The organism is Pedobacter cryoconitis (genome assembly GCF_003259615.1).
Classification (GTDB): Bacteria; Bacteroidota; Bacteroidia; order Sphingobacteriales; family Sphingobacteriaceae; genus Pedobacter; species Pedobacter cryoconitis.
Genome location: NZ_QLLR01000019.1, coordinates 25,315 through 49,715 on the forward strand (window position 1 = coordinate 25,315; position 24,401 = coordinate 49,715).

The window sequence follows — 24,401 nt, forward strand, 5'->3', positions numbered from 1 at the left end:
ATGGCAGAGCTAATTATTCCAAGACCTCAAAATCGCTTATCATCTGAACTATGGGAAAAGCATGGAGCAGCCGTAGTTACTGGAGCATGTTTGGTTTTCATTATTATGGCCTGGCTCGCAGGGAAGAATGAAATGGGGGGAATTGAGATTGCTTTTTATGTCCTTGCGTACCTAATAGGTGGTTATCAAAAAGCATTGGAAGGCTTAGAAACACTTTTTAAAGAGAAAGATATTGATGTTGATTTGTTAATGGTAGTTGCCGCAATTGGCGCTGCCGTAATTGGATACTGGATGGACGGAGCAATACTTATCTTTATTTTTTCTTTAAGTGGTGCTTTGGAAGGCTATACAATGGAGCGGACAAATAGAGACATTAAGTCAATTATGAGCCTGCTGCCCGAGCAAGCAGTTATTTTGGAAAATGGTGTTGAAAGAATTGTGAAAGTAGATACATTAAAATTGGGAGATATTATATTGGTACGTCCGGGAGAGAGGATTTCCGCAGACGGAATTATTTCAGAAGGATATTCTGCAATTAACCAGGCTTCCATTACAGGGGAAGCCTTACCTGTAGATAAAGAAAAAGGTGATGAAGTTTTTTCGGGAACAATCAATGGACAGGGAGCGATTCAAATCAGGGTAACAAGTCCGGCCGAAGAAACTGTTTTGTCCAAGATCATTCACCTGGTTCAGGAAGCAAAAAATGAAAAACCACCCGCACAGCTATTCTTGGAGAAATTTGAAGGAATATATGCAAAGGTCGTGGTATTAGTTGCTATTCTTTTAATGATTCTACCACCATATCTTTTAGGTTGGAATTGGGATCAAACGATATACCGGGCTATGATCTTTTTGGTAGTCGCCTCACCATGTGCCCTTGTATCTTCCATTATGCCTGCCATGTTATCTGCAATATCCAATGCTGCCAGGCATGGTGTTTTATTTAAAGGTGGAGTTCACCTACAAAATATAGCTGGCGTAAAAGTAGTTGCATTTGACAAAACAGGTACACTTACTGTTGGAAGACCAAAACTAGTTGACGTTTTACCGTTTGCTTCTTATTCGGAGGATGAATTGCTCCGTGTAACAGCAAGTGTTGAAACACTCTCCGAACATCCAATTGCAAAAGCAATCGTTCAGGCTGCTATTGAAAAAGGCATTTCTCTAACCCTGCCAGTTGGATTACAAGCGATTCACGGTTTAGGCGTTCAAGCTTCATTAGATCAGGTTGAATATAGCATTGGAAAAAGAAATATGTTTACTGATATTTTTGTTGAACAGGCACAGGATAAAATTGCATCGCAGTTAGAGGAAGAAGGTAAAACAGTTATATACATTGCAGCGGGTCATAAATTAATTGGTATCATGACTATTCAGGACAGCATTCGGCCCTGGGCAAAGAAGATAATAAGTGATCTGAAGGATATGGGTGTCAGAACAGCCTTGTTAACAGGAGATAGCAATACAACAGCAATGGCCATAGCAAAACAGGCAGGAATTGAAGACGTTTATTCAGAATTAATGCCTCAGCAAAAAGTGGAAATAGTCCAAAAACTGGAAAATCTATATGGTAAGGTTGCTATGGTAGGTGATGGTGTCAATGATGCTCCAGCATTGGCAACGGCTTCTGTTGGAATAGCTATCGGAAGTGGCGGCACAGATATCGCTATGGAAACAGCTGATGTCATCTTAATGAAGGACAACATTGAGAACATACCCTTTGCTATTCAATTAGGTAGAAGGACAGACAAAGTGATTAAGCAGAATATTGTGTTTGCAATAGCTGTTGCACTAACTTTGGTTACTTTAAACTTTATTGGGGGCATGATCAACCTACCTGAAGGTGTAGTCGGACACGAGGGAAGTACCGTGCTGGTCATTTTAAGTGGTTTAAGGCTGCTAAGGTAAATTGCGGGCGTTGGGGAAACTTATGACACTTAATTATATATTTGCATTATGAGAGTATGGCTTGCCCGTGTTTTTATTGGACTTGCTTTCTGCCTTTTATTGGCTCATAACCTCTTTCCACATCACCATGATGAGGAAGCCAAAGAATTTGGGGTTGATCAACACGATCATCATAAAGATCATTCAGCTACCCCCTTTGATAACGTAAAGCTTGATGGAGACTTAATTCAGAAAGTGGATTTTGATCATACCATTGTTTGTATACCTATCATTGTTAGTTTTGTAGAATACAACTTTAGTCAGTTTCTTGAAATTATTACACCGGAATTCGGTACTCGACCGCCTGAATATCCCCCTACAAAGTTAGATGCGGATACCTCGACATTAAGAGGACCCCCAGTTTATTGTTAATTACCGCAATTATTTACTAATGAAGTAAATGGAAAGGATTGCCTATGCAATCTCAATTTATGATTTTTTACAATAAACTTTCAAAATGCTCAATAAGATTATAGAGTTCTCTATCAAGAATAAACTCGTTATTGGCCTGTTTACCCTTGCTCTAATTGCCTGGGGTATCTATTCCGTAACCAAATTACCTATTGATGCCGTACCTGATATTACTGACAATCAGGTGATGGTCATCACTGTTACCCCAAATTTAGCTGCTCAAGAAGCTGAACGTTTAATAACCTTTCCTGTTGAACAAACTATGGCCAGTATTCCTGGTATTAGTCAAATCCGTTCCTTTTCCCGTTTTGGATTATCCATTGTGACGATCGTTTTTAAAGAGGATATTGATATCTATTGGGCCCGCCAGCAGATCAGTGAACGCTTGAACGATGCCGCAAAGCAAATCCCTGATGGTGTCGGAAAACCTGAAATGGCGCCTGTTACTACTGGATTGGGGGAAATATACCAGTATGTAGTCCATCCGAAAAGAGGTTACGAAAAAAAATATGATGCAACTGAATTACGCACCATTCAAGATTGGATAGTGAAACGTCAGTTGTTAGGCACTCCGGGAGTTGCCGAGGTTAGCGGATTTGGTGGTTACGTCAAACAGTACGAAATTGCGGTAAATCCTGATCGCCTGCGCAGCGTAAATGTCAGCATTGCTGACATTTTTAAGGCACTGGAAACCAATAACCAGAATACGGGTGGTGCCTATATTAATAAATCACCCAATGCCTACTTTATCAGAAGTGAAGGCTTAGTTGCTGGCTTGGAAGATATTGGCAAGATTGTAATCAAAACCAATAACGGAATTCCCGTCCTGGTTCGCGATGTGGCTACCGTACAGTTTGGTAACAGTGTACGGTATGGTGCAGCAACACGTAACGGCGAAGGCGAAACAGTGACGGGAATTGTCATGATGCTCAAAGGTGCTAACTCTTCTGAGGTGATCAACAATGTCAAAGAAAGAATTGAGCAGATCAAAAAGACCTTGCCAGAAGGGGTCACGATTGAACCCTTTCTTGACCGGAAGAAACTGGTAGATAATGCCATTGGCACTGTTTCTAAAAACCTGATTGAAGGCGCTTTGATTGTGATTTTTATTTTAATCTTGTTTTTAGGGAACTTACGGGCAGGATTAGTTGTCGCTTCGGTTATCCCTCTGGCCATGCTCTTTGCAATTTGTATGATGAACCTTTTTGGTGTCTCTGGTAACCTGATGAGTCTTGGAGCCATAGATTTTGGACTCATCGTGGATGGTGCGGTAATTGTTGTTGAAAGTATTGTTCACCGTATAGCACTTGGAGAACTTGCTGCCAAGGGAATTGCCCGGCTTACCCAGAGGCAAATGGATGAAGAGGTGTATCAGGCTTCCTCAAAGATCAGAACGAGTGCCGCATTTGGAGAGATCATCATCCTGATTGTTTATCTGCCATTATTGGTACTGGTTGGAATTGAAGGAAAGATGTTCAGACCGATGGCACAAACTGTAATGTTTGCCATTTTGGGTGCATTTATTCTTTCATTGACTTATGTTCCGATGATGGCGGCTTTGGGATTGAGCAAGAATACCACTCATAAGCCTAATTTTTCCGATAGAATGATGGATTATTTCCAGAAGTTATATAATCCGCTGATTAAAAGGGCTATACTGCATAAGAAAGCCGTAGTCATCACTGCAATTGTGCTTTTTGTAATCAGTATCGTTACCTTTAAACGTTTAGGAGGAGAGTTTATCCCGCAACTAGATGAAGGGGACTTTGCTGTTGAAACCAGGGTACTTACAGGAAGTTCTATTGACCAGATGATTGAAGTATCCAGGAAAGCCCAAAAGATCATTCTTAGCTTCCCTGAAGTAAAACAGGTGGTCAATAAGATAGGCTCAGGCGAAATTCCAACAGATCCTATGCCAATTGAAGCAGGGGATATGATGGTAATCCTTAAGGATAAAGACGAATGGACAACTGCCAAAACACGCGAGGAACTTGCTGACACCATGCAAAAAGCACTTTCTATAATACCCGGTGCTACTTTTGGGTTTCAACAACCTATCCAGATGCGTTTTAATGAGCTGATCACTGGCGCCAAGCAGGATGTGGTACTCAAAATTTACGGTGAAGATTTGGATGTATTGACCAGTGAGGCTGCTAAGATCGGTAAACTGATCAGGCCAATTAACGGTGTTTACGATACCTATGTTGAGGAAGTGACTGGTTTACCACAAATACAGATCAAGTTTAACCGTGATAAAATAGCACAATATGGATTAAATATTGAAGAGATCAACCGCACCATTAAAACTGCATTTGCTGGTGAAACGGCAGGCCTGGTTTATGAAGGAGAAAAACGCTTCGATATGGTTCTCAGGTTGGATACACAGGATAGACAAGATATTGGGAATGTTCGTGGATTATACATTTCTACACCTACAGGTAAGCAAATCCCCCTGGAGGAGGTCGCTTCCGTAGAATTTAAGAATGGCCCGAACCAAATACAAAGGGATGATACCAAGAGAAGGATTACAGTTGGCTTTAATGTTCGTGACCGTGATGTGGCAAGTATTGTAAACGAAATTCAAGCTAAAATCGACGAAAGGATAAAGCTCCCGGCAGGTTACTACGTGACTTATGGAGGACAGTTCGAAAACCTTCAAGCGGCAAATAAACGATTGGCATTTGCACTTCCGGTAGCCTTGCTACTTATTCTTTGCCTGCTTTATTTCACTTTTAATTCTATGAAACAAACCTTACTGATCTTTACTGCCATCCCGCTTTCAGCTATTGGTGGCATTTTTGCATTGCTGATCCGGGATATGCCTTTTAGTATTTCTGCAGGTGTTGGTTTTATTGCGCTCTTTGGCGTTGCTGTATTAAACGGAATTGTATTGATCTCAGAGTTTAACCGCTTAAAGGAAGAAGGAATGACAGATATTAATGAACGGGTGCTTACCGGAACTAAAATCAGGCTAAGACCTGTATTGATGACCGCTGCCGTTGCTTCATTGGGATTTCTTCCGATGGCGATTTCCAATTCATCCGGCGCAGAAATTCAAAGGCCTTTGGCTACGGTGGTCATTGGTGGATTGCTAACCGCTACATTGCTTACGCTTTTAGTTCTCCCGGTATTGTATATGCTTTTTGAGAAAAAATTCAATAAACCTAAATTAGCTTCAGCACTAAATACCGTTTTTGTTCTGATATTATCATCCATTTTGTTGGTGCCTTACGGAGCATTTGCGCAGGATGGGCGACCTGAAAAACTAAGCCTTCAACAAGCTGTTGATCTGGCTTTAAAAAACAACAATAGCATCAAAGCAGCGGCATTTGGAGTTGACTATCAAAAAAAGCTTAAGAAAGGTAGCCTTACCCTTGAACGTGCCAATTTGACCTACCAGCTGGGGCAGATCAACAGCAATGCAACGGACAACCACGTCGCCATCAATCAAAAAATCGAGTTTCCCAGCGTTTATTCCGGACAATCCAAATTAGCTTCCCAAAACGTTATAAAAGCTCAGGGGCAATTTGATGTTCAGGTATTTGCACTAATTAATAAGGTTAAAAGTGTGTACTACAAACTGGTTTATCTAGGAGAAAAAAGAAATCTGCTGCAATATCAGGATAGTTTGTATACCAATCTATTAAAAGCCAGTGACCTTCGTTACCGTACTGGTGAAAGTAACCGACTGGAAAAGGTAACCTCGGAGACTCAGTTGATGGAGCTTAAAAATGCCTCGAAACAGATTGATATGGATATCCATATTGCTGGAAAAGAATTGCAAACGCTGCTCAATAGCGACCAGCAGATTGGTGTACTTGAAAATAAACTTCAAAGAAAGCCTGTTGTCCTTGCGCAGGACAGTGCGATACTATCAGACAATCCTTATCTTAATTATTTAAAACAGGAGGTAAACGTAAAACAACAGGAAACTCGTCTTCAAAAAGCAAAGGGGTTACCTGATTTTTCGGTTGGCTATTTTAACCAGTCCTTTAATGGGGTGCAGAATTTTAACGGTGTAGCACAAAAATATACCGGATCGGATCGTTTTAGTGGTTTTCAGATTGGAATTGGTATTCCTTTAATGCCTGGTGGGAATAGGGCAAAGGTAAATGCGGCTAAAGTAAGCCAGCAGATTGCTTCAGCGAACCTAGAGGATCAGCAGAGCGTTTTGCAAGGCACCTTCAGTCAGCTTTTACAGCAAAATCAGAAACATGCCAGTACGCTGGATTATTATGAACAAGGAGCATTAAAACAAGCTGATCTGATCATCAAGAATGCGGATGCAGGATTTAAAGGAGGGGAAATTGCTTATTTGCAATATCTTCAAAGTTTAGCGTTAGCTATTAAAATTAAATCGGATTACCTGGATGAGCTGTTTGCTTACAACCAGAATTTATTAGACATCGAAAACATCACAGGTAAAAAGTAAACACGAAATGAAGACACTAAATTATATAACAGCTTTTATGCTGTCCCTTTTAACCTTGACAGCTTGTAATCAGGCAGCAAAAGAAGAAAAGAAAGAAGTAAAACCTGCTGCCAAAGTGAACGATGAAGTTAGATTATCAAAAGATCAGTACCGGGTCACCGCTTTGCAAACTGGTGAGCTGGAGATGCGTTCGTTGAGCAATGTGATCAAAGCTAATGGGGCAATTGATGTTCCGCCTGAAAACATGGTATCCATATCAGCACCTCTGGGAGGGTATATTAAAAGTTATGGGCTGCTTCCCGGTCAGTTGATTCGTAAAGGGCAAGTGATCGCAACCATTGAAAACCCGGTATTTATTGACATTCAGCAGGAATACTTGGAGAGCCAGAGTCGTTTGGAATTTCTCTCTCTTGAATACAAAAGGCAGGAACAATTGAGAAAAGAAGATGTAAACTCTGCAAAAACCTTCCAACAGGTCAGTTCCGACTATAAAATGATACAAGCAAGAATGAGTGGGTTAGAACAAAAACTGTCTCTGATTGGCATCAATGCTAAAAATCTAAACTCAGGTAAGATTTCCAAGACCAGTAATTTATATTCACCAATCAATGGCTTTGTAACGGTAAGCAATGCCACCACAGGAAAATATGTTAATCCAACTGATGTAATATTTGAATTGGCTAACAAAAGTGAAATGCATCTAGCGCTGAATGTATATGAAAAAGATGCCGACAAAATTAAAGTAGGACAGACAATCAAATTTGCATTAGCAAACGAAACGGCCTATAATCGAAATGCTAAGGTTTTCCTAATCGGCAAATCAACAGGAACAGAGGGAACCGTACCTGTTCATTGTCATTTACCGGATGCTGGTAATCCAGCTTTATTCCCTGGTATGTATGCGAAAGCCTTGATTGCAACCACTTACCAATCCGTGCCTTCCTTGCCTGCTGATGCTATAGTTCAATCTGATGGTGTGGATTACATCTTCATTCAGACCGCTGCTGGTACAAAAGGATTTACATTTAAAATGATCCCGGTTAAAAAAGGGATTGAGCAGGAAGGTTATGTAGAGGTCATACTACCAGATAATTTCAACCGTCAATCGGCGATTGTACTTAAAGGCGCTTACACTTTGCTTTCGGCAATGAAAAATGTAGAGGAATAATGGCATTGGCAAAACTCACATCGGTTTTAAAAGAGCCTTTTCAGGCACTAAGACAAAAGGCATTCGCTACCTTGTACTTTGCCCAGACCATCAGTTTATTGGGCGATGCGTTTACCTGGGTAGGTCTTGCACTGTTATCCTATCATTTTGGTAAGGAAAATTCAGCAGTAATTTTGGCCTCTGCTTTAACGCTTAGAGTGATTGCCTTTATTATATTTTCTCCTTTTGCAGGTGTATTGGCAGATCGGATAGACCGTAAAAAAATATTATATATCACGCACTTCGTAAGGATGGGCATCATCTGCTGCTTCCCCTTTGTAAGTGCAGAATGGCAGATTTATGTATTGGTTTTTCTGTTAAATATCTTCAACGCATTTTTTACGCCAACCTATAAATCCATTATTCCCCAAGTGGTAAATCAACAGAACTACAGGCAGGCTATTGGATTATCCACTGCCACTTTTCAACTGCTTGGTGTACTTGGGCCGGGGTTGGCAGGAATTATAGCTGTATGGTTTGGCGCAAGAGATATCTTCTTTATTGATGCAGCATCATTTATACTGGCCGGGATTCTTATTCTCATGCTGCCTGCAAAACTAATTAGTAAGCCACCAGCATTATCCTCTCAAAAAGCTTTATCTGCTTGGGCGGATGTAGTAAAAGGAGCAAAACTACTCTTTGGCAATAAATTGATTCGGTTTGCCTTGGCAATTGAATTTATTTCGGCAATTGCCGGAGCACAAATTTTAGTCAATACGGTTGGCCATATTAAAAGCGGGCTTCTGCTAGGTGATAAACAATACGGCTGGGTAATGGCAGCCTTCGGTATAGGAGCTGCCATAGCCGCTTTTGTGGCAGGTAATATGGACAAATCAAAAAGCAGACGTGTATCGTTAATAGTTGGCGTGGTATTACTTGGGTTAGCTATCTTAGGCGCAAATTATGTTGATTATGCAGTCTTATTAATCCTTTGGCTAATTGCCGGATTAGGCCAAAGTTTAGCAGAAATGCCCTCCGAAACTTTGATAGGAGAAAACATAGCCTCTGCCGAACAGGGCAAAGTATTCGGCTCTCATTTTGCCTTTTCCCACTTATGGTGGGCGATTGCCTATCCTATCGCCGGGTTCACCGGTAGGCATTTTCCAGGAAACGACTTTTTTTACGGAGGTATAATTTCATTAGGAATATTGGCGATAGCCCTTCTTTTTACACAAAAATTAAATAAGCAATAAATGCTATAAGCATTAATCATCGAAAAAAATCAAAGCAAAAAATACGATTATTAAAACCTAGTTTCTATGGTATTTGCAGCTTGTTTAAATTAGACAATTGATCTCCATTGCGAGGACTGGCCACATTACAAGTATCGAAGAAATTACTAAACTGTATATTATAAAGTTCATTCGTCCAAATTTTGAATTGGTTAAGCTGCCCTTGGAAACCAACTATATATAAAAGAAACACCGAATTATGTAAGTTTATTTCTGCATCTTTATGTTAGATTTGCATAGTCATGAAAAGTAAAGCTATATTTCTGTTAGTTATATTTTTGCTCAATACCATTGTGGGTTTTGGCTGTGCTTTAGGAATGGACGGAAATCACAATGATGAAGGTCATTCTCATGCACAATCTACCGCTCATGTACACAAAGATCATGACCACCATCTTGCAATAGGACATGAACACAAAAGTGCTCCTGTACCGGGTGTGAATTTTTCAAAACAAGATCTTTGTTGTAAAACCTTAGTAAACGATTTGGTTACTCAAAGCAAGTTAGTTCCTGGAAGTAGCAAAGTACTTGTTGTTTTACCTGTACTATGGCTTCCTGATTATTCTTATGGTTTATTAATTCCAGAAACAGTTCTTGAACTTGATCAAAGCTTCTGTGTAGACCAAAGAGAAAGACCTCCGAACAAGGACATTCGCATAGTTATTCAAAGTTTTCAGATATAAGATTTAATGTGAGGTTCTCAACAGCCTATTTACTGCTGTTAGTGGACAAATACGTTCACATAGCTACTGCTATGTCAGAAAATAAGTATACACATTAAATTACTACATCATGAAAAAGATATTTTTAATAGTTGCTTTAATTGCAACTGTATGGATCAAACCTAGTTTTGCTCAAAGTAACCAGACACAAGCTTTATTAACCTCTTACTACGACATCAAAAATGCGTTGGTGAACTCTGATGCAACCGCGGCAGCATCCAAAGCAGCCGAATTCTCAAAAGCACTAAGCAGTGTCGATATGAAAGCCATGCCAACAGAAGATATGAATGCTTTTATGGGCTTTCAGGATAAGCTTGCTTTTGATGCAAAACATATCTCCGAGAGCAAAGATATTGCCCACCAACGTGAGCACTTTGCAAATTTCTCATCCAATCTTTTTAAACTGGCCAAAGTGGTAAAACTGACTAAAGTACCAGTTTATTACGACTATTGTCCTATGAAAAAAAGCTATTGGCTTTCTGATAACTCTGCGATAAAAAACCCTTATTTCGGAAAACAGATGCTTACTTGTGGTTCTATAAAAGAAACTTTAAAGTAATTCTGATTGTTAATTGTATAGCTACCCCATAAGATGGTGCTGTGGCTGTACAATTGACTTTTTGATTTGGCATCCTTTGTAAAATGCCTAATCTGTATCCAGTTTGAGCTTCTACATTAACTATTTTTTTAAACATTTAAAATCAAGCATACAATGAAAACATTATTATATAGTCTGGCATTTTCTCTATTGTTTATGGCAGCATGCAACAATAGCAATACTAAGACTCCCTCTACATCAGATTCCTCTAAAAATAAAACTACCCCTTCAAACGCCATCGCCAAAGGAACACCAATGGCTTCGCTTCTTGAATCTTACCTTAAGCTCAAAAATGCTTTTACTAGTGATAATGACAAGGATGCAGCAGCGGCGGGTAATGAAATGGTTAAAGCATTTGCCAGTTTTGATAAATCTTCATTAACAAGTGCTCAAAGCAAAACCTATGCTGATATACAGGATGATGCAAAAGAACATGCTGAACACATTGGCGCTAATGCAGGAAATATTACCCATCAGCGTGAACACTTCGATATGTTGAGTAAAGATATGTATGACCTTGTAAAATTGCTTGGGGCTGGACAACCACTATACGTTGACCACTGTCCAATGTATAACAACAATAAGGGAGCAATCTGGTTGAGCGAAGTGAAGGATATTAAAAACCCTTATCTTGGAAAAGCTATGCCAACTTGCGGTACTGTTAAAGAGGAATTAAAATAATAGCCATGAACGGCATAAAGAAAATACTTCTTGGATTATTGGTAATCCTTATAATTATCCAGTTTGTACACCCTGCCCGCAACAAAAGTGGGCAGGCCATGCCAAATGATATTTCAAAAATGGTTGCCATGCCAGGTGATGTACAGGGAATATTGAAGAAAGCCTGCTATGATTGCCATAGTAACAATACCAATTATCCGTGGTATACTTATGTACAGCCCATGCACTGGTTTATGGATTACCATATACATTCTGGTAAAGAAGAATTAAATTTTAATGAATTTGGCACCTACACCCCAAGAAGACAGCAGAGTAAATTACGTTCCATTGAGAATAGTTTGAAAGATGGCACTATGCCTTTGTTCTCTTATACGCTGATCCATAGAAATGCCATTTTGAGCGAAGCGGAGAAATCGTTAATTATCAACTGGGTTCAAAATTCAAAGGATATTTTAAACAAAAAGAACCTTTAACTAACCCTTAATCACCAAAGAAATGAAAAATATATTAACGGGCTTTTTATTGATCCTTTATTCTGTAGCTTCTGCTCAGGATATGAAAGGAATGAAAATGCCTAACAACGGAAGTGCTAAACAGGTGCAGACTATTTATACCTGCCCTATGCATCCGGAAATACAATCTAGTAAGCCGGGAAACTGTCCGAAATGCGGTATGAAGCTCGTCGTTCAAAAAGCAAAAGCTGCCAAGACAAAGCCCGAAAAGGCGACAGATATGGGTGATATGAAGATGCCAATGCAAAAACAAGAAGGTAACGAGCCATCAAAGGTCGTATCTTATACTTGTCCGATGCATCCCGAAATCCATTCTACCAAACCCGGCAATTGCCCTAAGTGCGGAATGAAACTGGTGCTGGAAAAAACTAAGGCAACTACACCGAAGCATGACCAAATGGAAATGCCTATCAAAGATGCTACCAAAAAGAATGACGGAATGGAAGACATGGGCGGGATGGATATGGGGGACAATAGTGCCACCATGGAAAACATCAAAAAGGCAAAGGTAAATTTAGGGTCAATTAAAACCATCTCAAGTAATGTACCGCCCCGCACTGTTCGCTATGATCTTTACATTGCTGATACAACCGTAACCTATGGAAAGAAAACAAAAAGGGCGATTGCTGTAAACGGACAGATACCGATGCCAACATTAACGTTTACCGAAGGTGATACGGCATTGATATATGTGCATAACAAACTGAATGAAGAAACATCGCTGCACTGGCATGGACTGTTTTTGCCAAACAAAATGGACGGGGTTCCTTTCCTTACGCAAATGCCTATTAACCCTCATTCTACCTATATCTATAAATTTCCCATCGTTCAGCATGGTACTCACTGGTATCATAGTCATTTCGAACTACAGGAGCAGATTGGTATGTATGGCGCATTCATTATGAACAAAAGGAAAGAATGGGACATTCCAACTATCCCAGTGGTCATCAGTGAGTGGACGGATATGAAACCAGAAGAGGTGCACCGAAGCCTGAAGAATGCAAATGATTGGTTTGCCATTAAAAAAGGAACGACCCAAAGTTATGCGGAGGCGATTATAACAGGTCATTTCAAAACCAAAGTGACTAATGAGTGGAAGCGCATGAATGCTATGGATGTGAGTGACGTGTATTACGACACCTTTCTAATCAACGGCAAGAATCAGAATGTTCAGCCCCAGTTTAAAGCGGGCGACAAAGTAAGGCTACGCATTGCCAATGGCGGTGCGTCTGATTATTTCTGGTTGACTTATTCAGGCGGTAAAATAACCGTGGTAGCTACCGATGGAAATGATGTAGAACCTGTAGAGGTGGACAGGTTGATCATTGCCGTGTCTGAAACCTATGATGTGGTGGTGACCATTCCTGAAAATAAGAGTTATGAATTTTTGATAACGCCTGAAGACCGTACCAAATCGGCCTCTTTATGGCTAGGTAAAGGAGAAAAGGTGCCTGGTCAGAAACTACCAAAGCTTAAATATTTTGCCGGAATGAAAATGATGAATGACATGATGGACATGAGCGGGAACATGATCGAAATGGAAGGCATGAAAATGCAGAATCAGGTTATGGATATGAATACAGTTATGTATCCGGAAGTAACAGGTATAGAGAATCCGAAAGCAAAAAGCAAAAAAACAGAAATGTCGGGTATGCAAATGCCAAACGATAAAAGCATGTCAGCGATGAACATGGCCGCTGATAGCCCGGACATTGTTACTTTAAATTATGGAATGCTCCGTGATCCTAAGAAAACCACTTTACCTAAAGGCCCATGGAAAGAGTTGAAGTTTGACCTTACAGGAAACATGAACCGCTATGTATGGTCTTTAGATAACAAAACGGTTTCTGAAAGCGATAAAATCCTGATTAAGAAAGGTGAAAATGTGAGGATCATCTTATTCAACAATAGTATGATGCGTCACCCTATGCACTTACACGGTCATGATTTTAGAGTAGTGAACGGACAAGGTGAAAACGCTCCACTTAAAAATGTTCTGGACATTATGCCGATGGAGAGGGATACCATCGAATTTGCGGCTACAGAACCAGGTGGGGATTGGTTTTTCCATTGTCATATCCTTTACCACATGATGAGTGGAATGGGCAGGGTATTTAGTTATGAAAACTCGCCACCAAATCCCGAAATTCCTAATCCTAAATTAGCGCAACGAAAATTGTTCAGTGATGACAGGGAATTTCATCCAATGGTGAGAATTGGAATTGAAAGCAATGGCAGTGACGGAGAGATTATGTTGGCGAATACCCGTTATCGTTTCACAACCGAATGGAGGATTGGCTTTGATAAAGAAATGGGTTATGAAAGCGAAAGTCATTTTGGAAGGTACATCGGGAGAAACCAATGGCTCTTCCCTTATATCGGTTGGGACTTTCGTAAAAGAACGATTGATCCAATGGACAAAAATATTTTTGGACAATCCTTATCACCCGGAGATAATCTTTTTGGACAGAGCAATACCAAAAATTTTAGACAGGTATTTCACTTGGGTGTACAATATACTTTGCCAATGCTAATTGTTGCAGATGCTTCTATCGACCACAAAGGAAATGTCCGGTTTCAATTGATGAGAGAGGACGTTCCTATTTCCAAACGACTACGTTTTCAATTTATGGTCAATACAGACAAGGAGTACATGGCGGGGCTCAGATATATAGTCACTAAATATTTTGGTCTGTCCACTCACTATGATAGTGACATGGGATACGGCGGAGGGCTAACATTAACGTATTAACTAACCAATCATAACATCATGACGCACACCTATAAAATAATCGGGATGACCTGCAAGGGCTGCCGGGACAAAGTTGAGAATGCATTGAATGGAATCGATGGGATTGCCGCTAAGGTCACTTTAGAGCCTGCTGAAGCAATCATTGCTATGGAAAAACATATTTCAACTGAAAAATTGCAGGAGGCAATCAGTGCGGTGGGAGATTACAAGATTGAAATGAATGTTCATGAGAAGGATACAAAAGAGGAACAAATATACAAGCAGACTGATCATAGCCATCACGAACCAGCCGTACATCATCATGGTACAACTCCTTTAAAAGTGAAAAAGGATGAATCAGGGGGAGTATATTATTGTCCTATGCATTGCGAAGGAGATAAAACTTATAATAAACCCGGGAATTGTCCAGTTTGTGGAATGGATCTATTGAAGGAAACGGAATTAAAACAAAAAACACAATTCAGCTGCCCTATGCACCCAGAAATCATAAGGGATCAGCCTGGCCCATGCCCTATATGTGGAATGGATTTAGTGCCGATAGGCGTGGATTTGGAAGCGGAGGATAAAACCTACGAGACATTACTGCGTAAATTTAAGATTGCTACCATTTTCACTATCCCTATTTTTGTCATAGCGATGACGGAGATGATTCCTAATAACCCTTTGTTTACTTTAATGGAGCTGAAATATTGGAATTGGTTTCAGTTTGCTTTTTCTATCCCGGTGGTGTTTTATGCTACGTGGATGTTCTTTGAGCGTGCATGGCAATCCATAATAACATGGAAATTAAATATGTTTACGCTGATTGGTATTGGTGCGGGGGTTGCTTGGCTGTTTAGCCTTGTCGCGCTGCTTATTCCTGATATCTTTCCAAATCAGTTCAAAACTCATCATGGTACGGTATATGTATATTTTGAGGCTGCAACAGTGATCCTGACCTTGGTATTGCTAGGTCAACTTTTAGAGGCTAGGGCGCACGCGAAAACAAATAGTGCAATTAAAGAACTGTTGAAGTTGGCACCTAATACAGCTACCAAGATTGTAGGAGATAAAGAAACGACTGTTTCCATAGATGACATTCAAAAAGATGATATGTTGCGGGTAAAACCCGGCGAAAAGATCCCTGTTGATGGAAGTATCAAAGTTGGGGAAGTGACAATCGACGAATCTATGATTACAGGTGAACCTGTTCCTGTTGAAAAAAAGCCCGGAGACAAAGTCAGCTCTGGAACTATTAATGGTAATAAAACCTTTGTCATGCTTGCTGAAAAAGTAGGGTCAGAAACACTACTTTCTCAGATTGTCGAAATGGTGAACTCAGCGAGTCGTTCAAAAGCGCCTATCCAAAAGATGGCTGATAAGATTTCTGGTTATTTCGTACCTGTTGTAGTACTAATCTCTATAAGCACATTCGCTACATGGGCAATCTATGGGCCGGAACCGTCTTATGTTTATGCGTTTGTAAATGCCATTGCCGTATTGATCATTGCCTGTCCATGTGCGCTTGGTTTGGCTACACCAATGTCGGTGATGGTGGGAGTTGGTAAAGGCGCACAGTCTGGTGTATTAATTAAGAATGCTGAATCTTTGGAGAAAATGAATGCCATCGATGTGGTGATTATTGACAAAACAGGAACGGTTACAGAAGGAAAGCCATCCGTTGAAAGTGTTGTTAGTGCATACCCGGATTTTGATGAAAGGAAAGTCCTTGAAAGAATAGTTGCGTTAAATACTAGCAGTGAACATCCATTGGCGCAGGCAACATTACGTTATGGGGAAGAAAACAAAATAAGTATTCAATCTATTTCAAATTTTGAAGCAATAACAGGTAAAGGTGTAACTGGTACATTAAAGGAGGAAAAACTCGCTCTAGGTAATCAAAAATTAATGGAACATGTTAAAGCTAAAATTAATCCTGAATTAGAAGGACAAGTTAAGGCTGCTCAAAAGCAAGGCAAGACAGTTTCTTATTTAGCTGTTGGAAATAAAGTCGTTGGATATGTGATTATTTCTGATAAAATCAAGGCATCCAGTGCTAGCGCCATCAAAAAACTTCAGGAAGAAGGTTTAGAGGTAATTATGTTTACAGGCGATAATGAAGATACAGCAAAGGCAGTAAGTGAAACATTAAACCTGGACGGTTTCAAAGCTCAAATGTTACCTGAAGATAAGCTAAATGAAGTAAAAAAACTTCAAGCGAAAGGGAAAAAGGTTGCTATGGCAGGCGATGGTATTAATGATGCGCCTGCACTATCTCAAGCAGATATTGGTATTGCTATGGGTACTGGAACCGATGTTGCTATTGAAAGTGCTGCAATTACACTGGTAAAAGGCGATCTGAACGGAATTGCGAAAGCGAGGTTATTGAGTCATAAAGTTATGGGTAATATAAAAGGGAATCTATTTTTTGCACTTGGTTATAATGTGTTGGGAATACCGGTGGCAGCGGGACTTTTATACCCAATTTTTGGAATTCTATTATCACCAATGATAGCTGCACTTGCCATGAGTTTCAGTTCAGTATCTGTAATTCTAAACTCTTTAAGACTAAGAAGTGCGAAGATTGACTAGTTTTTAACTAAAAGCACTTCAATCACACTCATTAAGGAACTATTACATAGCAACTTTGAAGAAACTAAATTGTACACTAATTCAAAACCACTGCTTATAAATCAGCCGAGAAAGATTTCTGATCTTTTTTACTTTTGTGATGAGAATATTTAATAGAGACTTTCATCGGTTGAAGTCTCTATTAAATGCGTATATTTGAAAAAAGTTAGCAATTGAAATATTATTTATTGTAGGTTATTAGATTGGTATACAGGATATTGTGGTAAGATCTTCCAGAAACTGGTTCGATCTTAGTACGTCCGGGGGTACTAACCGGAATCGAAACATCGATTCCGGTTTTTTTATGTCTTTTGTGCTTAAATACCCCTCAAACAGTGTTCAAAGTATTACCACTGAATTTCTTTATTTAGATAACTTAAACAGGCTTTCTTTGAATCAAATTCTTGGATGTTAATAGACATCAATCAGGACATTACTAGGTTCCTTTGTAAAGAAGCTATTATATATGTTTCTTATACTAATATATTAACTTTGAATCATGGGCTCCAATCGTGTTATATTTTTCATATTTAATAGCGTTCATCTGCTGGATCTGGCTGGTGCAGTTACTGTTTTTTATGAATCGGGATGCTGTGGAAAGAATTACAATATACATTATGTTTCGCCATATGATAATCCGGGAACCTCATCTGGTCTTGGATTTACAAATGTTTCCCCACTCAATTCGGTAAAAGTTACTATGGATGACATCGTGATTGTAGCAGGAATGGAAATTGAAAAATGGAACAGAGCAGATGATCACCTCTGGATACCCTGGTTACAGTCTGCTGCTGCAATTGGCGCTACTATATCTTCAATTTGTACAGCAGCCTTTGCCCTTGCCGCTGCAGGAATCTTAAATGGGCACAATTGCACTACACATTGGGCATGGACTACAGCTTTACAACAAAAATATCCCCTGCTTAAAGTGATAGAGAATAAATTATTTGTGCAAAGTGGCCGGATCTTTACCAGCGCGGGAATTGCTACAGGTATTGACCTTGCACTCTACCTTGTTGAAGAGCAGCATGGGGCGGCTTTTGCATGTCTTGTAGCAAAAGATATGGTTGTTTATATACGCAGAGATGGAATGGAAGCACAAAATAGCATTTATCTGCAAAGCAGGCAGCATATTAACCACCATATACATCAGATACAGGATTATATTACCAAGCATTTACAGCATAAAATAACAATAGGAGAATTGGCTGAATTAGCCTTTGTCAGTGAGCGGAATCTTACACGGTTGTTCAAATCTGTCACAGGAATCACTATCGGGCAATATATTCAATCGTTAAGACAGGAAAAAGCAAGACATCTGCTTAAAACCAAACAAAAGGTGGCCTGGGTAGCAAAAGAATGTGGTTATAATAGCACTGCTCAGCTGAGGAAGTTAGTTAAAGAAGCAAAAAATTAACTTGTTGTCATAGATAGAATGGCCGGATTGTTACTATGGTTGTCCTGATTTAATAGCTATATTCAATTAATTTTGGATTTAAATAAATAGCTATGAAACAGTTATTAGTCCTAATTTTTTTTATTCCGTGCTTTGCATTTACGCGAGTTTATGCAACTACATCTATATGTCCGCCCTGTAGCCATCCATATGATACCATTACTTATCAGCAACCTGGTGTTTGTGCGCACTGCGGGATGACATTGATAGGGAAAAATCAACGAATCTCAAAGGATCAAAAAATAACAGTTTGCTTTTACTTATATGATGGAGTAGAGGTACTTGACTTTGCAGGACCAATGGAAGTCTTTTCCTATGCAGGGTTCAAAATCATTACTGTCGCAAAAACTAAAGCTCCTCTTTTGTCACAGGGTATTTTAAAGATCATTCCGGATTACAGCATTAAAGATGCTCCGCAAACCGATATTTTTGCAGTATTTGGTGGCTCAGACGAAGTGGCAACAGATGATCCTGAAGTTATTTCCTGGATAAAATCCAGAGACAGTGCTACTAAAAGCTATTTTTCTGTTTGCACTGGAGCGTTTATTCTTGGGAAAGCGGGCCTGCTTGATCAGCTTACAGTTACCACTTTTCATAAAAGCATAACAAATCTTCAAAAAGCTGTACCGAAAGCTAAAGTGCTTCAAAATGTCCGCTATGTTGATAATGGCAGAGTGATCACCACAGCTGGAATCTCGGCTGGTATAGATGGTGCTTTGCATTTAGTTTCAAAATTGAGAGGTAAAGAAGTTGCGGAAGCAATTGCAAAACAAATGGAATATGATAAATATGGGCCTGAACAAGGTATGGATCTATCTCATCAAGTGCTGCCAAAAACTCAAACTTTCAACAATCAGCCTTAAAGCTGATTTGCAATTTGGCTAAGGTAAAGCGAAGTTTGGCTAAATTAGCTTTGCAATTCATTCTGATCTTCGTTTATACAGAAATCAGAACTATGAAAGCAATTAGAATTAATGAATATGGCGGGACTGAGGTCCTCAAATTAGAAGAGATAGCTCGTCCTGTTCCTGCAGCAGATGAAATTTTAGTTAAAATTTATGCCAGTGGTGTTAACCCTGTAGATTGGGTGATTCGAAATGGTAAAAGCGAAGCTTTGAGATCTTTCTTAACATTGCCAATGACACTGGGCTGGGATGCAGCAGGTATCATAGAAGAAACAGGTCGTGATGTGACATCCTTTAAAAAAGGTGATGAAGTATATGGTGTTCCTAATTTTCCGGGTAACGGAAGTTATGCAGAATACTGTGTTGCAAAAGCGGTTCAATTTGCCTTAAAACCTAAAAGCATTGGCTTTAATGAGAGTGCAGGCGTACCATTGGCAGCCCTAACTGCATGGACAGCTATGTTTAAATATGGAAAGTTACAACCCGGACAACGCATTTTAATTCAGGGTGCATCGGGTGGAGTGGGAGGTTTTGCCGTGCAGCTTGCAAAAGCCAAAAGTGCATATGTAATAGCGATTGCTTCTACAGATAATATCGAATATCTCAGGGAACTGGGTGCTGATGAAGTCATTGATTATAAGACCCAGCAATATGAAAACCTTGTGCATAATATTGATGTTGTATTAGAGGCTTCGCCAATTCGTGAAAACAAAGAACGTATAAAATCTGTCAGTGTACTGAAGCAGGGGGGAATACTTGTCAGTGTAAATACGGATTTTCCTTTTGATGATCAGGTGATAGCTGCAGTTTCCAGGAAAAATGCCAAAGCGGAACTTTCTTCTAACCAGCCCAGACAGGATTGGTTAACAGTGATAGCACGTTTAATTGATGAAGGCAAGGTGCGGGTTTTTATAAATAAAGTGTTTTCTTTGGAAGACGTAGCTGAAGCACATCGTGAAAGTGAATCCTGGCATGTACGTGGCAAGCTTGTATTAGAAGTCAAAAAAGATAATTGATAGGTATGAAGCATTTTAAAACGGTAAGTGAATTTCATCAATTCATCAACTTGCCTGCGCCTCTTCATCCGCTGATTAGTGTAATTGATGTTGCAACTGTTCTGAATACGTATGATGATGGTCCAGTCACTATGGCCATGGATTTTTATTCAATTTCCGTAAAAAGAATGCACAACTTCAAAGTTAAATACGGACAACAACCATTTGATTTTAAGGAAGGCATTATGTCCTTTATGTCACCTAACCAGGTGTTTAGTATCGGTGTTGACAACAAAGACGAAAAAGTGGAAAAATCAGGATGGGCAATTTATTTTCATCCTGATTTTATTTGGAATACCTCTTTAGCCAAAACAATAAAACAATACGATTTTTGGGATTATTCATTACATGAAAGTTTATGTCTTTCTGAAAAGGAAGAAGAAATCATAACAGTAATCATTAAAAATATTGACCAGGAATATCATTCGAATATTGATCAGTTTAGTAAAAGCATCATCATTTCACAGCTCGAAGCATTGCTCAATTATGCTGACCGTTTTTATCATCGGCAATTCATTACACGTGAGAAAATCAATCACCATATATTGGAATGTTTGGAGAACTTATTGACAGATTATTTTAATAATGATGACTTGATTTCAAAAGGTCTGCCAACAGTATCGTACTTTGCCCAGTCGCTCAACATATCTTCTAAGTATTTAAGCAGCTTGCTTAAAGTGCTCACCGGACAGAATACTCAACAGCACATTCACGATAAGCTGATCGAAAAAGCTAAAGAGAAATTGTCTACTACTAATCTGTCTGTTAGTGAAATTGCTTATGAATTAGGATTCGAACACTTACAATCGTTTAGTAAATTGTTCAAAGCTAAAACCAGGCAATCGCCAATGGGTTTCAGGGCATCTTTTAATTGATCAAAATCGTTTGGCCATCAGGATTTGTTCTTTGAGCCGTATAGGCAAACTCTTTGAGCCGTGGAAGCAACTTTTATGTGTTTTCAAGTTTGATCTTTATAGGATGAAAAACATCACAAAAATTCAGTTGGGTCAAAACGGCCCGTTTGTTTCTAAACTTGGTTTAGGCTGTATGCGTATGTCTGCTATCTGGGGCAGTTCTACACCTGAGGAAACAGAAAGTATCGCTACGATTCATGAAGCCTTGGATAGTGGTATTAATTTTTTAAACACCGGAGATTTTTACGGTGCTGGTCATAATGAAATGTTGATAGGTAAAGCCATTAAAGGAAGGCGTGAGGATGCCTTTATCAGTGTAAAATTCGGTGCCATCTTTCACAACGGTCAGCCACTGGGATTGGATCTGCGGCCTATCGCTATCAAGAATTTCATAAACTACTCTCTGACCCGTTTGGGTATTGAAACCATTGACCTCTACCAGCCTTGCAGGATGGATAACAGCGTTCCGGTGGAAGACATTATTGGAACGGTGGCCGACCTGATTAAAGAAGGTAAAGTTCGTCACATCGGCGTATCGGAAATTACGGCTGATCAACTTCGTAAAGCCAACAGCATTCACCCCATAAGTGCGCTGGAGATTGGCTATTCGCTGGCCGACCGTCAAATAGAGAGCGAACTGCTTCCAGCAGCAAAAGAGTTAGGTATTGCTGTAGTGGCCTTCGCCAATACTGCCGAAGGCTTATTAACAGGTGAAATGAAAGCGCCGCTTGCAGCAAAAGATTACCGTAACCATTTCTCTCGTTTTCAAGGTGAAAACCTAATTCATAACCTGGAAAAAGTAAAAGTCTTGAAGCAAATAGCCAGCAATAAAGGTTGTACGCCAACACAGGTTGCTATCGCCTGGGTGAAGGAACAAGGAGATCATATAATGCCTTTAGTCAGCATGAGCCGCAGGTCACGCTTGCCAGAAAATATTGCAGCGATGGATATTGTATTTACGCCGGAAGAAATGAACATCTTAAACACTACATTTACAATAGGCGCTATACATGGCGGCACTTACTTACAACGCTAAATGACCAGTCCAGCAGAAATTCTCCCCGGTGTGATCTTCTATTCTTACCTCTCTGCTGAGCGGAAAGAGAAAGTATGTTTATGGAATCACCATACCTTGGTACTGCAGGTTTCAGGACAGTTTATTTTGGAAACCTCCGTACAAAAGATTTCGATGAATGGAGGAGAAATGCTGCTGATCGGTAAAAATCAGCTGGGTACGCTTACCAAAACTCCAGTACCCGGGGGGAACTATGAAACAATCGTCATATCCCTGCAGGAGGATTTGTTGCGTAAGATTGTGTTAGAAGAAAAGCTCGAAGCAGATCAGAAATATATCGGTCCGCCAAATATCTTAATTCCATCTAATGAATTCCTGCAGGGGTATTTTCAGTCTATTGTACCATATGCACGAAGTTCAGGGGCAACCATGACAGATGCAATGGGCATCCTGAAAGTGAAAGAAGGAGTTAAATTGCTGCTACTTGCCGTCCCGGGACTTCGTAACTTTTTATTCGATTTTTCAGAACCTCATAAGATCGATTTGGAAAGGTTTATGCTGAGTAACTTTCATTTTAACGTCCCTGTTGAAAAATTTGCGCAGCTGACTGGTCGCAGCCTGGCAGCTTTCAAACGTGACTTCCGAAAAACCTTTGGCTCACCGCCACGTCACTGGCTGCAGGACAAGCGGCTGACCGAAGCGAAGCACCTCATCCAGACGAAACACCAGAAGCCTTCAGCTATTTATCTTGACCTGGGCTTTGAAAGCCTGTCACACTTCTCACATTCTTTCAAGAAGAAGTTCGGCGCAGCACCTACTGAACTTAGCTATGATCTTACCCCCTTTTAGTCAGAAGATCTATTCAACATACCAGTTATTTTGATGGGATGAGCGCTGCGGCACGCAATTGCTCAAAAAGATCGTAAAAAGTTTCCTCTGTATTTTGAAAAAGAGTAAACCCCAGCTTTCTGCTTTTTGACATATCAGTCATTACCTCAATCGGTCTGCCCAGATCAAGATCGGTATGCCATGCTGTAGACAAGCGACTTAAGTCTGTTTCTTTTAAATGATATTTTTCAGCAATTTCCTGCCAAATTCCAGCATCGTTCTGCATTTCCTGCTCCAGCGACTGGATTGAACTGCCAAAACCTACCGGCTCTACTCCAAAATATGCTGCTAAACGTTTCCATAGCCAATTCCACCTGAATACATCCCCGTTTACCACATTAAATGCCTCATTGCGGGCTGCGTCAGTTGTGGAAGCCCATATCAAGTGTGCTGCTAATAACCTTGCATCAGTAACATCAGACAAGCCATTCCATTGTGCTGCAGATCCGGGCCATATAAATGGACGGCCGGTTTCCTTGCAAATTGTAGCATACACTGCCAGTGTAGTTCCCATATTCATGGCATTACCAACAGCTTTACCAATTACAGTATGCGGTCTGTGGATGCTCCAGGTAAAACCATCACGTTCTGCTGCAGCATATACTTCATCTTCCTGCGCATAGTAAAAATTCTCAACATCCAATCTCGGATGTTCTTCTCTCACAGGTGTCAGCGGTAAAAATCCTTCTTTCGCATAAGCTTCAAATGGGCCCAGGTAATGCTTTAATCCAGTTACCAATGCAACATGTTCAACAGATTTTTTCTCTGATAAAACAGTTAACAAATTACGGATCATCAGGCTGTTTACCCTGATATTTTCAGCTTCTGTGTCGTTACGCATCCAGGTAGTAATATAGACATGCGTAGGTTTAATAACAGTCAATGCCGATTTAAGACTGTCTGCATTTAAAAGATCTGCGGCCACTGGCTTCAAACCCTTAACTTCAAGGTTTGGTGTGCGGGCTAAACCGTAAGTTTCCCATCCTTCAGAAATCAGCTTTTCGGCCAGATTAATCCCTGTTATACCGCTTGCTCCTACTACCAATGCTACTTTATTTTTCATG

At 40.0% G+C, this 24,401-nt stretch carries 18 protein-coding genes; 17 read left to right on the forward strand and 1 reads right to left on the reverse strand.

The genetic code is table 11. The annotated features are described in order from the left end of the window. The 17 genes from LY11_RS17015 to LY11_RS17095 all read left to right on the forward strand — a co-directional run bounded on the left by LY11_RS17015 (position 1) and on the right by LY11_RS17095 (position 23,298). Positions 1-1,908, forward strand: coding sequence for a heavy metal translocating P-type ATPase (locus LY11_RS17015; RefSeq protein WP_111634848.1), 1,908 nt, complete (start codon positions 1-3; stop codon positions 1,906-1,908). 48 nt (positions 1,909-1,956) lie between these two features. After that, entirely contained in the window at positions 1,957-2,319 is a 363-nt protein-coding gene (locus tag LY11_RS17020; RefSeq protein ID WP_111634849.1) for a hypothetical protein, read from the forward strand. An 85-nt stretch (positions 2,320-2,404) separates the two neighbouring features. Continuing rightward, the gene (locus tag LY11_RS17025) at positions 2,405-6,790 is read left to right on the forward strand and encodes a CusA/CzcA family heavy metal efflux RND transporter (protein ID WP_111634850.1); all 4,386 of its coding nucleotides are present in this window, start codon (positions 2,405-2,407) and stop codon (positions 6,788-6,790) included. Between the two features lie 7 nt (positions 6,791-6,797). Then, a complete protein-coding gene (locus LY11_RS17030) occupies positions 6,798-7,958 on the forward strand; it encodes an efflux RND transporter periplasmic adaptor subunit (protein WP_111634851.1) in 1,161 nt (386 codons plus the stop codon). Beyond that, entirely contained in the window at positions 7,958-9,190 is a 1,233-nt protein-coding gene (locus LY11_RS17035) for an MFS transporter (RefSeq protein WP_111634852.1), read from the forward strand. Before LY11_RS17030 ends, LY11_RS17035 begins: the two co-directional genes overlap by 1 nt. Positions 9,191-9,471: 281 nt before the next feature. Then, positions 9,472-9,912, forward strand: coding sequence for a hypothetical protein (locus LY11_RS17040; RefSeq protein ID WP_111634853.1), 441 nt, complete (start codon positions 9,472-9,474; stop codon positions 9,910-9,912). Positions 9,913-10,021: 109 nt separating this feature from the next. Next, positions 10,022-10,510, forward strand: a complete 489-nt coding sequence (locus tag LY11_RS17045) for a DUF3347 domain-containing protein (RefSeq protein WP_245952812.1) — start codon at positions 10,022-10,024, stop codon at positions 10,508-10,510. A gap of 153 nt (positions 10,511-10,663) precedes the next feature. Beyond that, the gene (locus LY11_RS17050; RefSeq protein WP_111634854.1) at positions 10,664-11,230 is read left to right on the forward strand and encodes a DUF3347 domain-containing protein; all 567 of its coding nucleotides are present in this window, start codon (positions 10,664-10,666) and stop codon (positions 11,228-11,230) included. A gap of 5 nt (positions 11,231-11,235) precedes the next feature. Then, a complete protein-coding gene (locus LY11_RS17055) occupies positions 11,236-11,703 on the forward strand; it encodes a heme-binding domain-containing protein (protein ID WP_111634855.1) in 468 nt (155 codons plus the stop codon). Between the two features lie 22 nt (positions 11,704-11,725). Then, positions 11,726-14,494 carry a multicopper oxidase domain-containing protein gene (locus LY11_RS17060; RefSeq protein WP_111634856.1) on the forward strand — a complete coding sequence of 923 codons (2,769 nt, stop codon included), beginning with the start codon at positions 11,726-11,728 and terminating at the stop codon, positions 14,492-14,494. Between the two features lie 18 nt (positions 14,495-14,512). After that, entirely contained in the window at positions 14,513-17,065 is a 2,553-nt protein-coding gene (locus tag LY11_RS17065) for a heavy metal translocating P-type ATPase (protein ID WP_111634857.1), read from the forward strand. A gap of 538 nt (positions 17,066-17,603) precedes the next feature. Next, on the forward strand, positions 17,604-18,521 hold the full coding sequence (locus LY11_RS17070) for a GlxA family transcriptional regulator (RefSeq protein WP_111634858.1): 918 nt from the start codon (positions 17,604-17,606) through the stop codon (positions 18,519-18,521). Between the two features lie 92 nt (positions 18,522-18,613). Beyond that, entirely contained in the window at positions 18,614-19,423 is an 810-nt protein-coding gene (locus LY11_RS17075; RefSeq protein WP_111634859.1) for a DJ-1/PfpI family protein, read from the forward strand. 92 nt (positions 19,424-19,515) lie between these two features. Next, positions 19,516-20,481 (forward strand): NADP-dependent oxidoreductase, encoded by a 966-nt coding sequence (locus LY11_RS17080; protein WP_111634917.1) that lies wholly within the window; start codon positions 19,516-19,518, stop codon positions 20,479-20,481. 5 nt (positions 20,482-20,486) lie between these two features. Then, the gene (locus LY11_RS17085) at positions 20,487-21,395 is read left to right on the forward strand and encodes a helix-turn-helix domain-containing protein (protein WP_111634860.1); all 909 of its coding nucleotides are present in this window, start codon (positions 20,487-20,489) and stop codon (positions 21,393-21,395) included. A gap of 103 nt (positions 21,396-21,498) precedes the next feature. Then, on the forward strand, positions 21,499-22,470 hold the full coding sequence (locus LY11_RS17090; protein WP_111634861.1) for an aldo/keto reductase: 972 nt from the start codon (positions 21,499-21,501) through the stop codon (positions 22,468-22,470). Next, entirely contained in the window at positions 22,471-23,298 is an 828-nt protein-coding gene (locus LY11_RS17095; protein WP_111634862.1) for a helix-turn-helix domain-containing protein, read from the forward strand. It begins immediately after the preceding gene. Between the two features lie 25 nt (positions 23,299-23,323). On the opposite strand, the gene LY11_RS17100 is transcribed toward LY11_RS17095, so the two are convergent. After that, the gene (locus tag LY11_RS17100; RefSeq protein ID WP_111634863.1) at positions 23,324-24,400 is read right to left on the reverse strand and encodes an SDR family oxidoreductase; all 1,077 of its coding nucleotides are present in this window, start codon (positions 24,398-24,400) and stop codon (positions 23,324-23,326) included. Between the last annotated feature and the right edge of the window lies 1 nt (position 24,401).

What these genes read in the sequence shown, in the direction of transcription:
- LY11_RS17015 (WP_111634848.1), top strand. Translation starts at nt 1, where the DNA reads ATGGCAGAGCTAATTATTCCAAGACCTCAAAATCGCTTATCATCTGAA.
- LY11_RS17020 (WP_111634849.1), top strand. Translation starts at nt 1,957, where the DNA reads ATGAGAGTATGGCTTGCCCGTGTTTTTATTGGACTTGCTTTCTGCCTT.
- LY11_RS17025 (WP_111634850.1), top strand. Translation starts at nt 2,405, where the DNA reads ATGCTCAATAAGATTATAGAGTTCTCTATCAAGAATAAACTCGTTATT.
- LY11_RS17030 (WP_111634851.1), top strand. Translation starts at nt 6,798, where the DNA reads ATGAAGACACTAAATTATATAACAGCTTTTATGCTGTCCCTTTTAACC.
- LY11_RS17035 (WP_111634852.1), top strand. Translation starts at nt 7,958, where the DNA reads ATGGCATTGGCAAAACTCACATCGGTTTTAAAAGAGCCTTTTCAGGCA.
- LY11_RS17040 (WP_111634853.1), top strand. Translation starts at nt 9,472, where the DNA reads ATGAAAAGTAAAGCTATATTTCTGTTAGTTATATTTTTGCTCAATACC.
- LY11_RS17045 (WP_245952812.1), top strand. Translation starts at nt 10,022, where the DNA reads ATGAAAAAGATATTTTTAATAGTTGCTTTAATTGCAACTGTATGGATC.
- LY11_RS17050 (WP_111634854.1), top strand. Translation starts at nt 10,664, where the DNA reads ATGAAAACATTATTATATAGTCTGGCATTTTCTCTATTGTTTATGGCA.
- LY11_RS17055 (WP_111634855.1), top strand. Translation starts at nt 11,236, where the DNA reads ATGAACGGCATAAAGAAAATACTTCTTGGATTATTGGTAATCCTTATA.
- LY11_RS17060 (WP_111634856.1), top strand. Translation starts at nt 11,726, where the DNA reads ATGAAAAATATATTAACGGGCTTTTTATTGATCCTTTATTCTGTAGCT.
- LY11_RS17065 (WP_111634857.1), top strand. Translation starts at nt 14,513, where the DNA reads ATGACGCACACCTATAAAATAATCGGGATGACCTGCAAGGGCTGCCGG.
- LY11_RS17070 (WP_111634858.1), top strand. Translation starts at nt 17,604, where the DNA reads ATGGGCTCCAATCGTGTTATATTTTTCATATTTAATAGCGTTCATCTG.
- LY11_RS17075 (WP_111634859.1), top strand. Translation starts at nt 18,614, where the DNA reads ATGAAACAGTTATTAGTCCTAATTTTTTTTATTCCGTGCTTTGCATTT.
- LY11_RS17080 (WP_111634917.1), top strand. Translation starts at nt 19,516, where the DNA reads ATGAAAGCAATTAGAATTAATGAATATGGCGGGACTGAGGTCCTCAAA.
- LY11_RS17085 (WP_111634860.1), top strand. Translation starts at nt 20,487, where the DNA reads ATGAAGCATTTTAAAACGGTAAGTGAATTTCATCAATTCATCAACTTG.
- LY11_RS17090 (WP_111634861.1), top strand. Translation starts at nt 21,499, where the DNA reads ATGAAAAACATCACAAAAATTCAGTTGGGTCAAAACGGCCCGTTTGTT.
- LY11_RS17095 (WP_111634862.1), top strand. Translation starts at nt 22,471, where the DNA reads ATGACCAGTCCAGCAGAAATTCTCCCCGGTGTGATCTTCTATTCTTAC.
- LY11_RS17100 (WP_111634863.1), bottom strand. Translation starts at nt 24,400, where the DNA reads ATGAAAAATAAAGTAGCATTGGTAGTAGGAGCAAGCGGTATAACAGGG.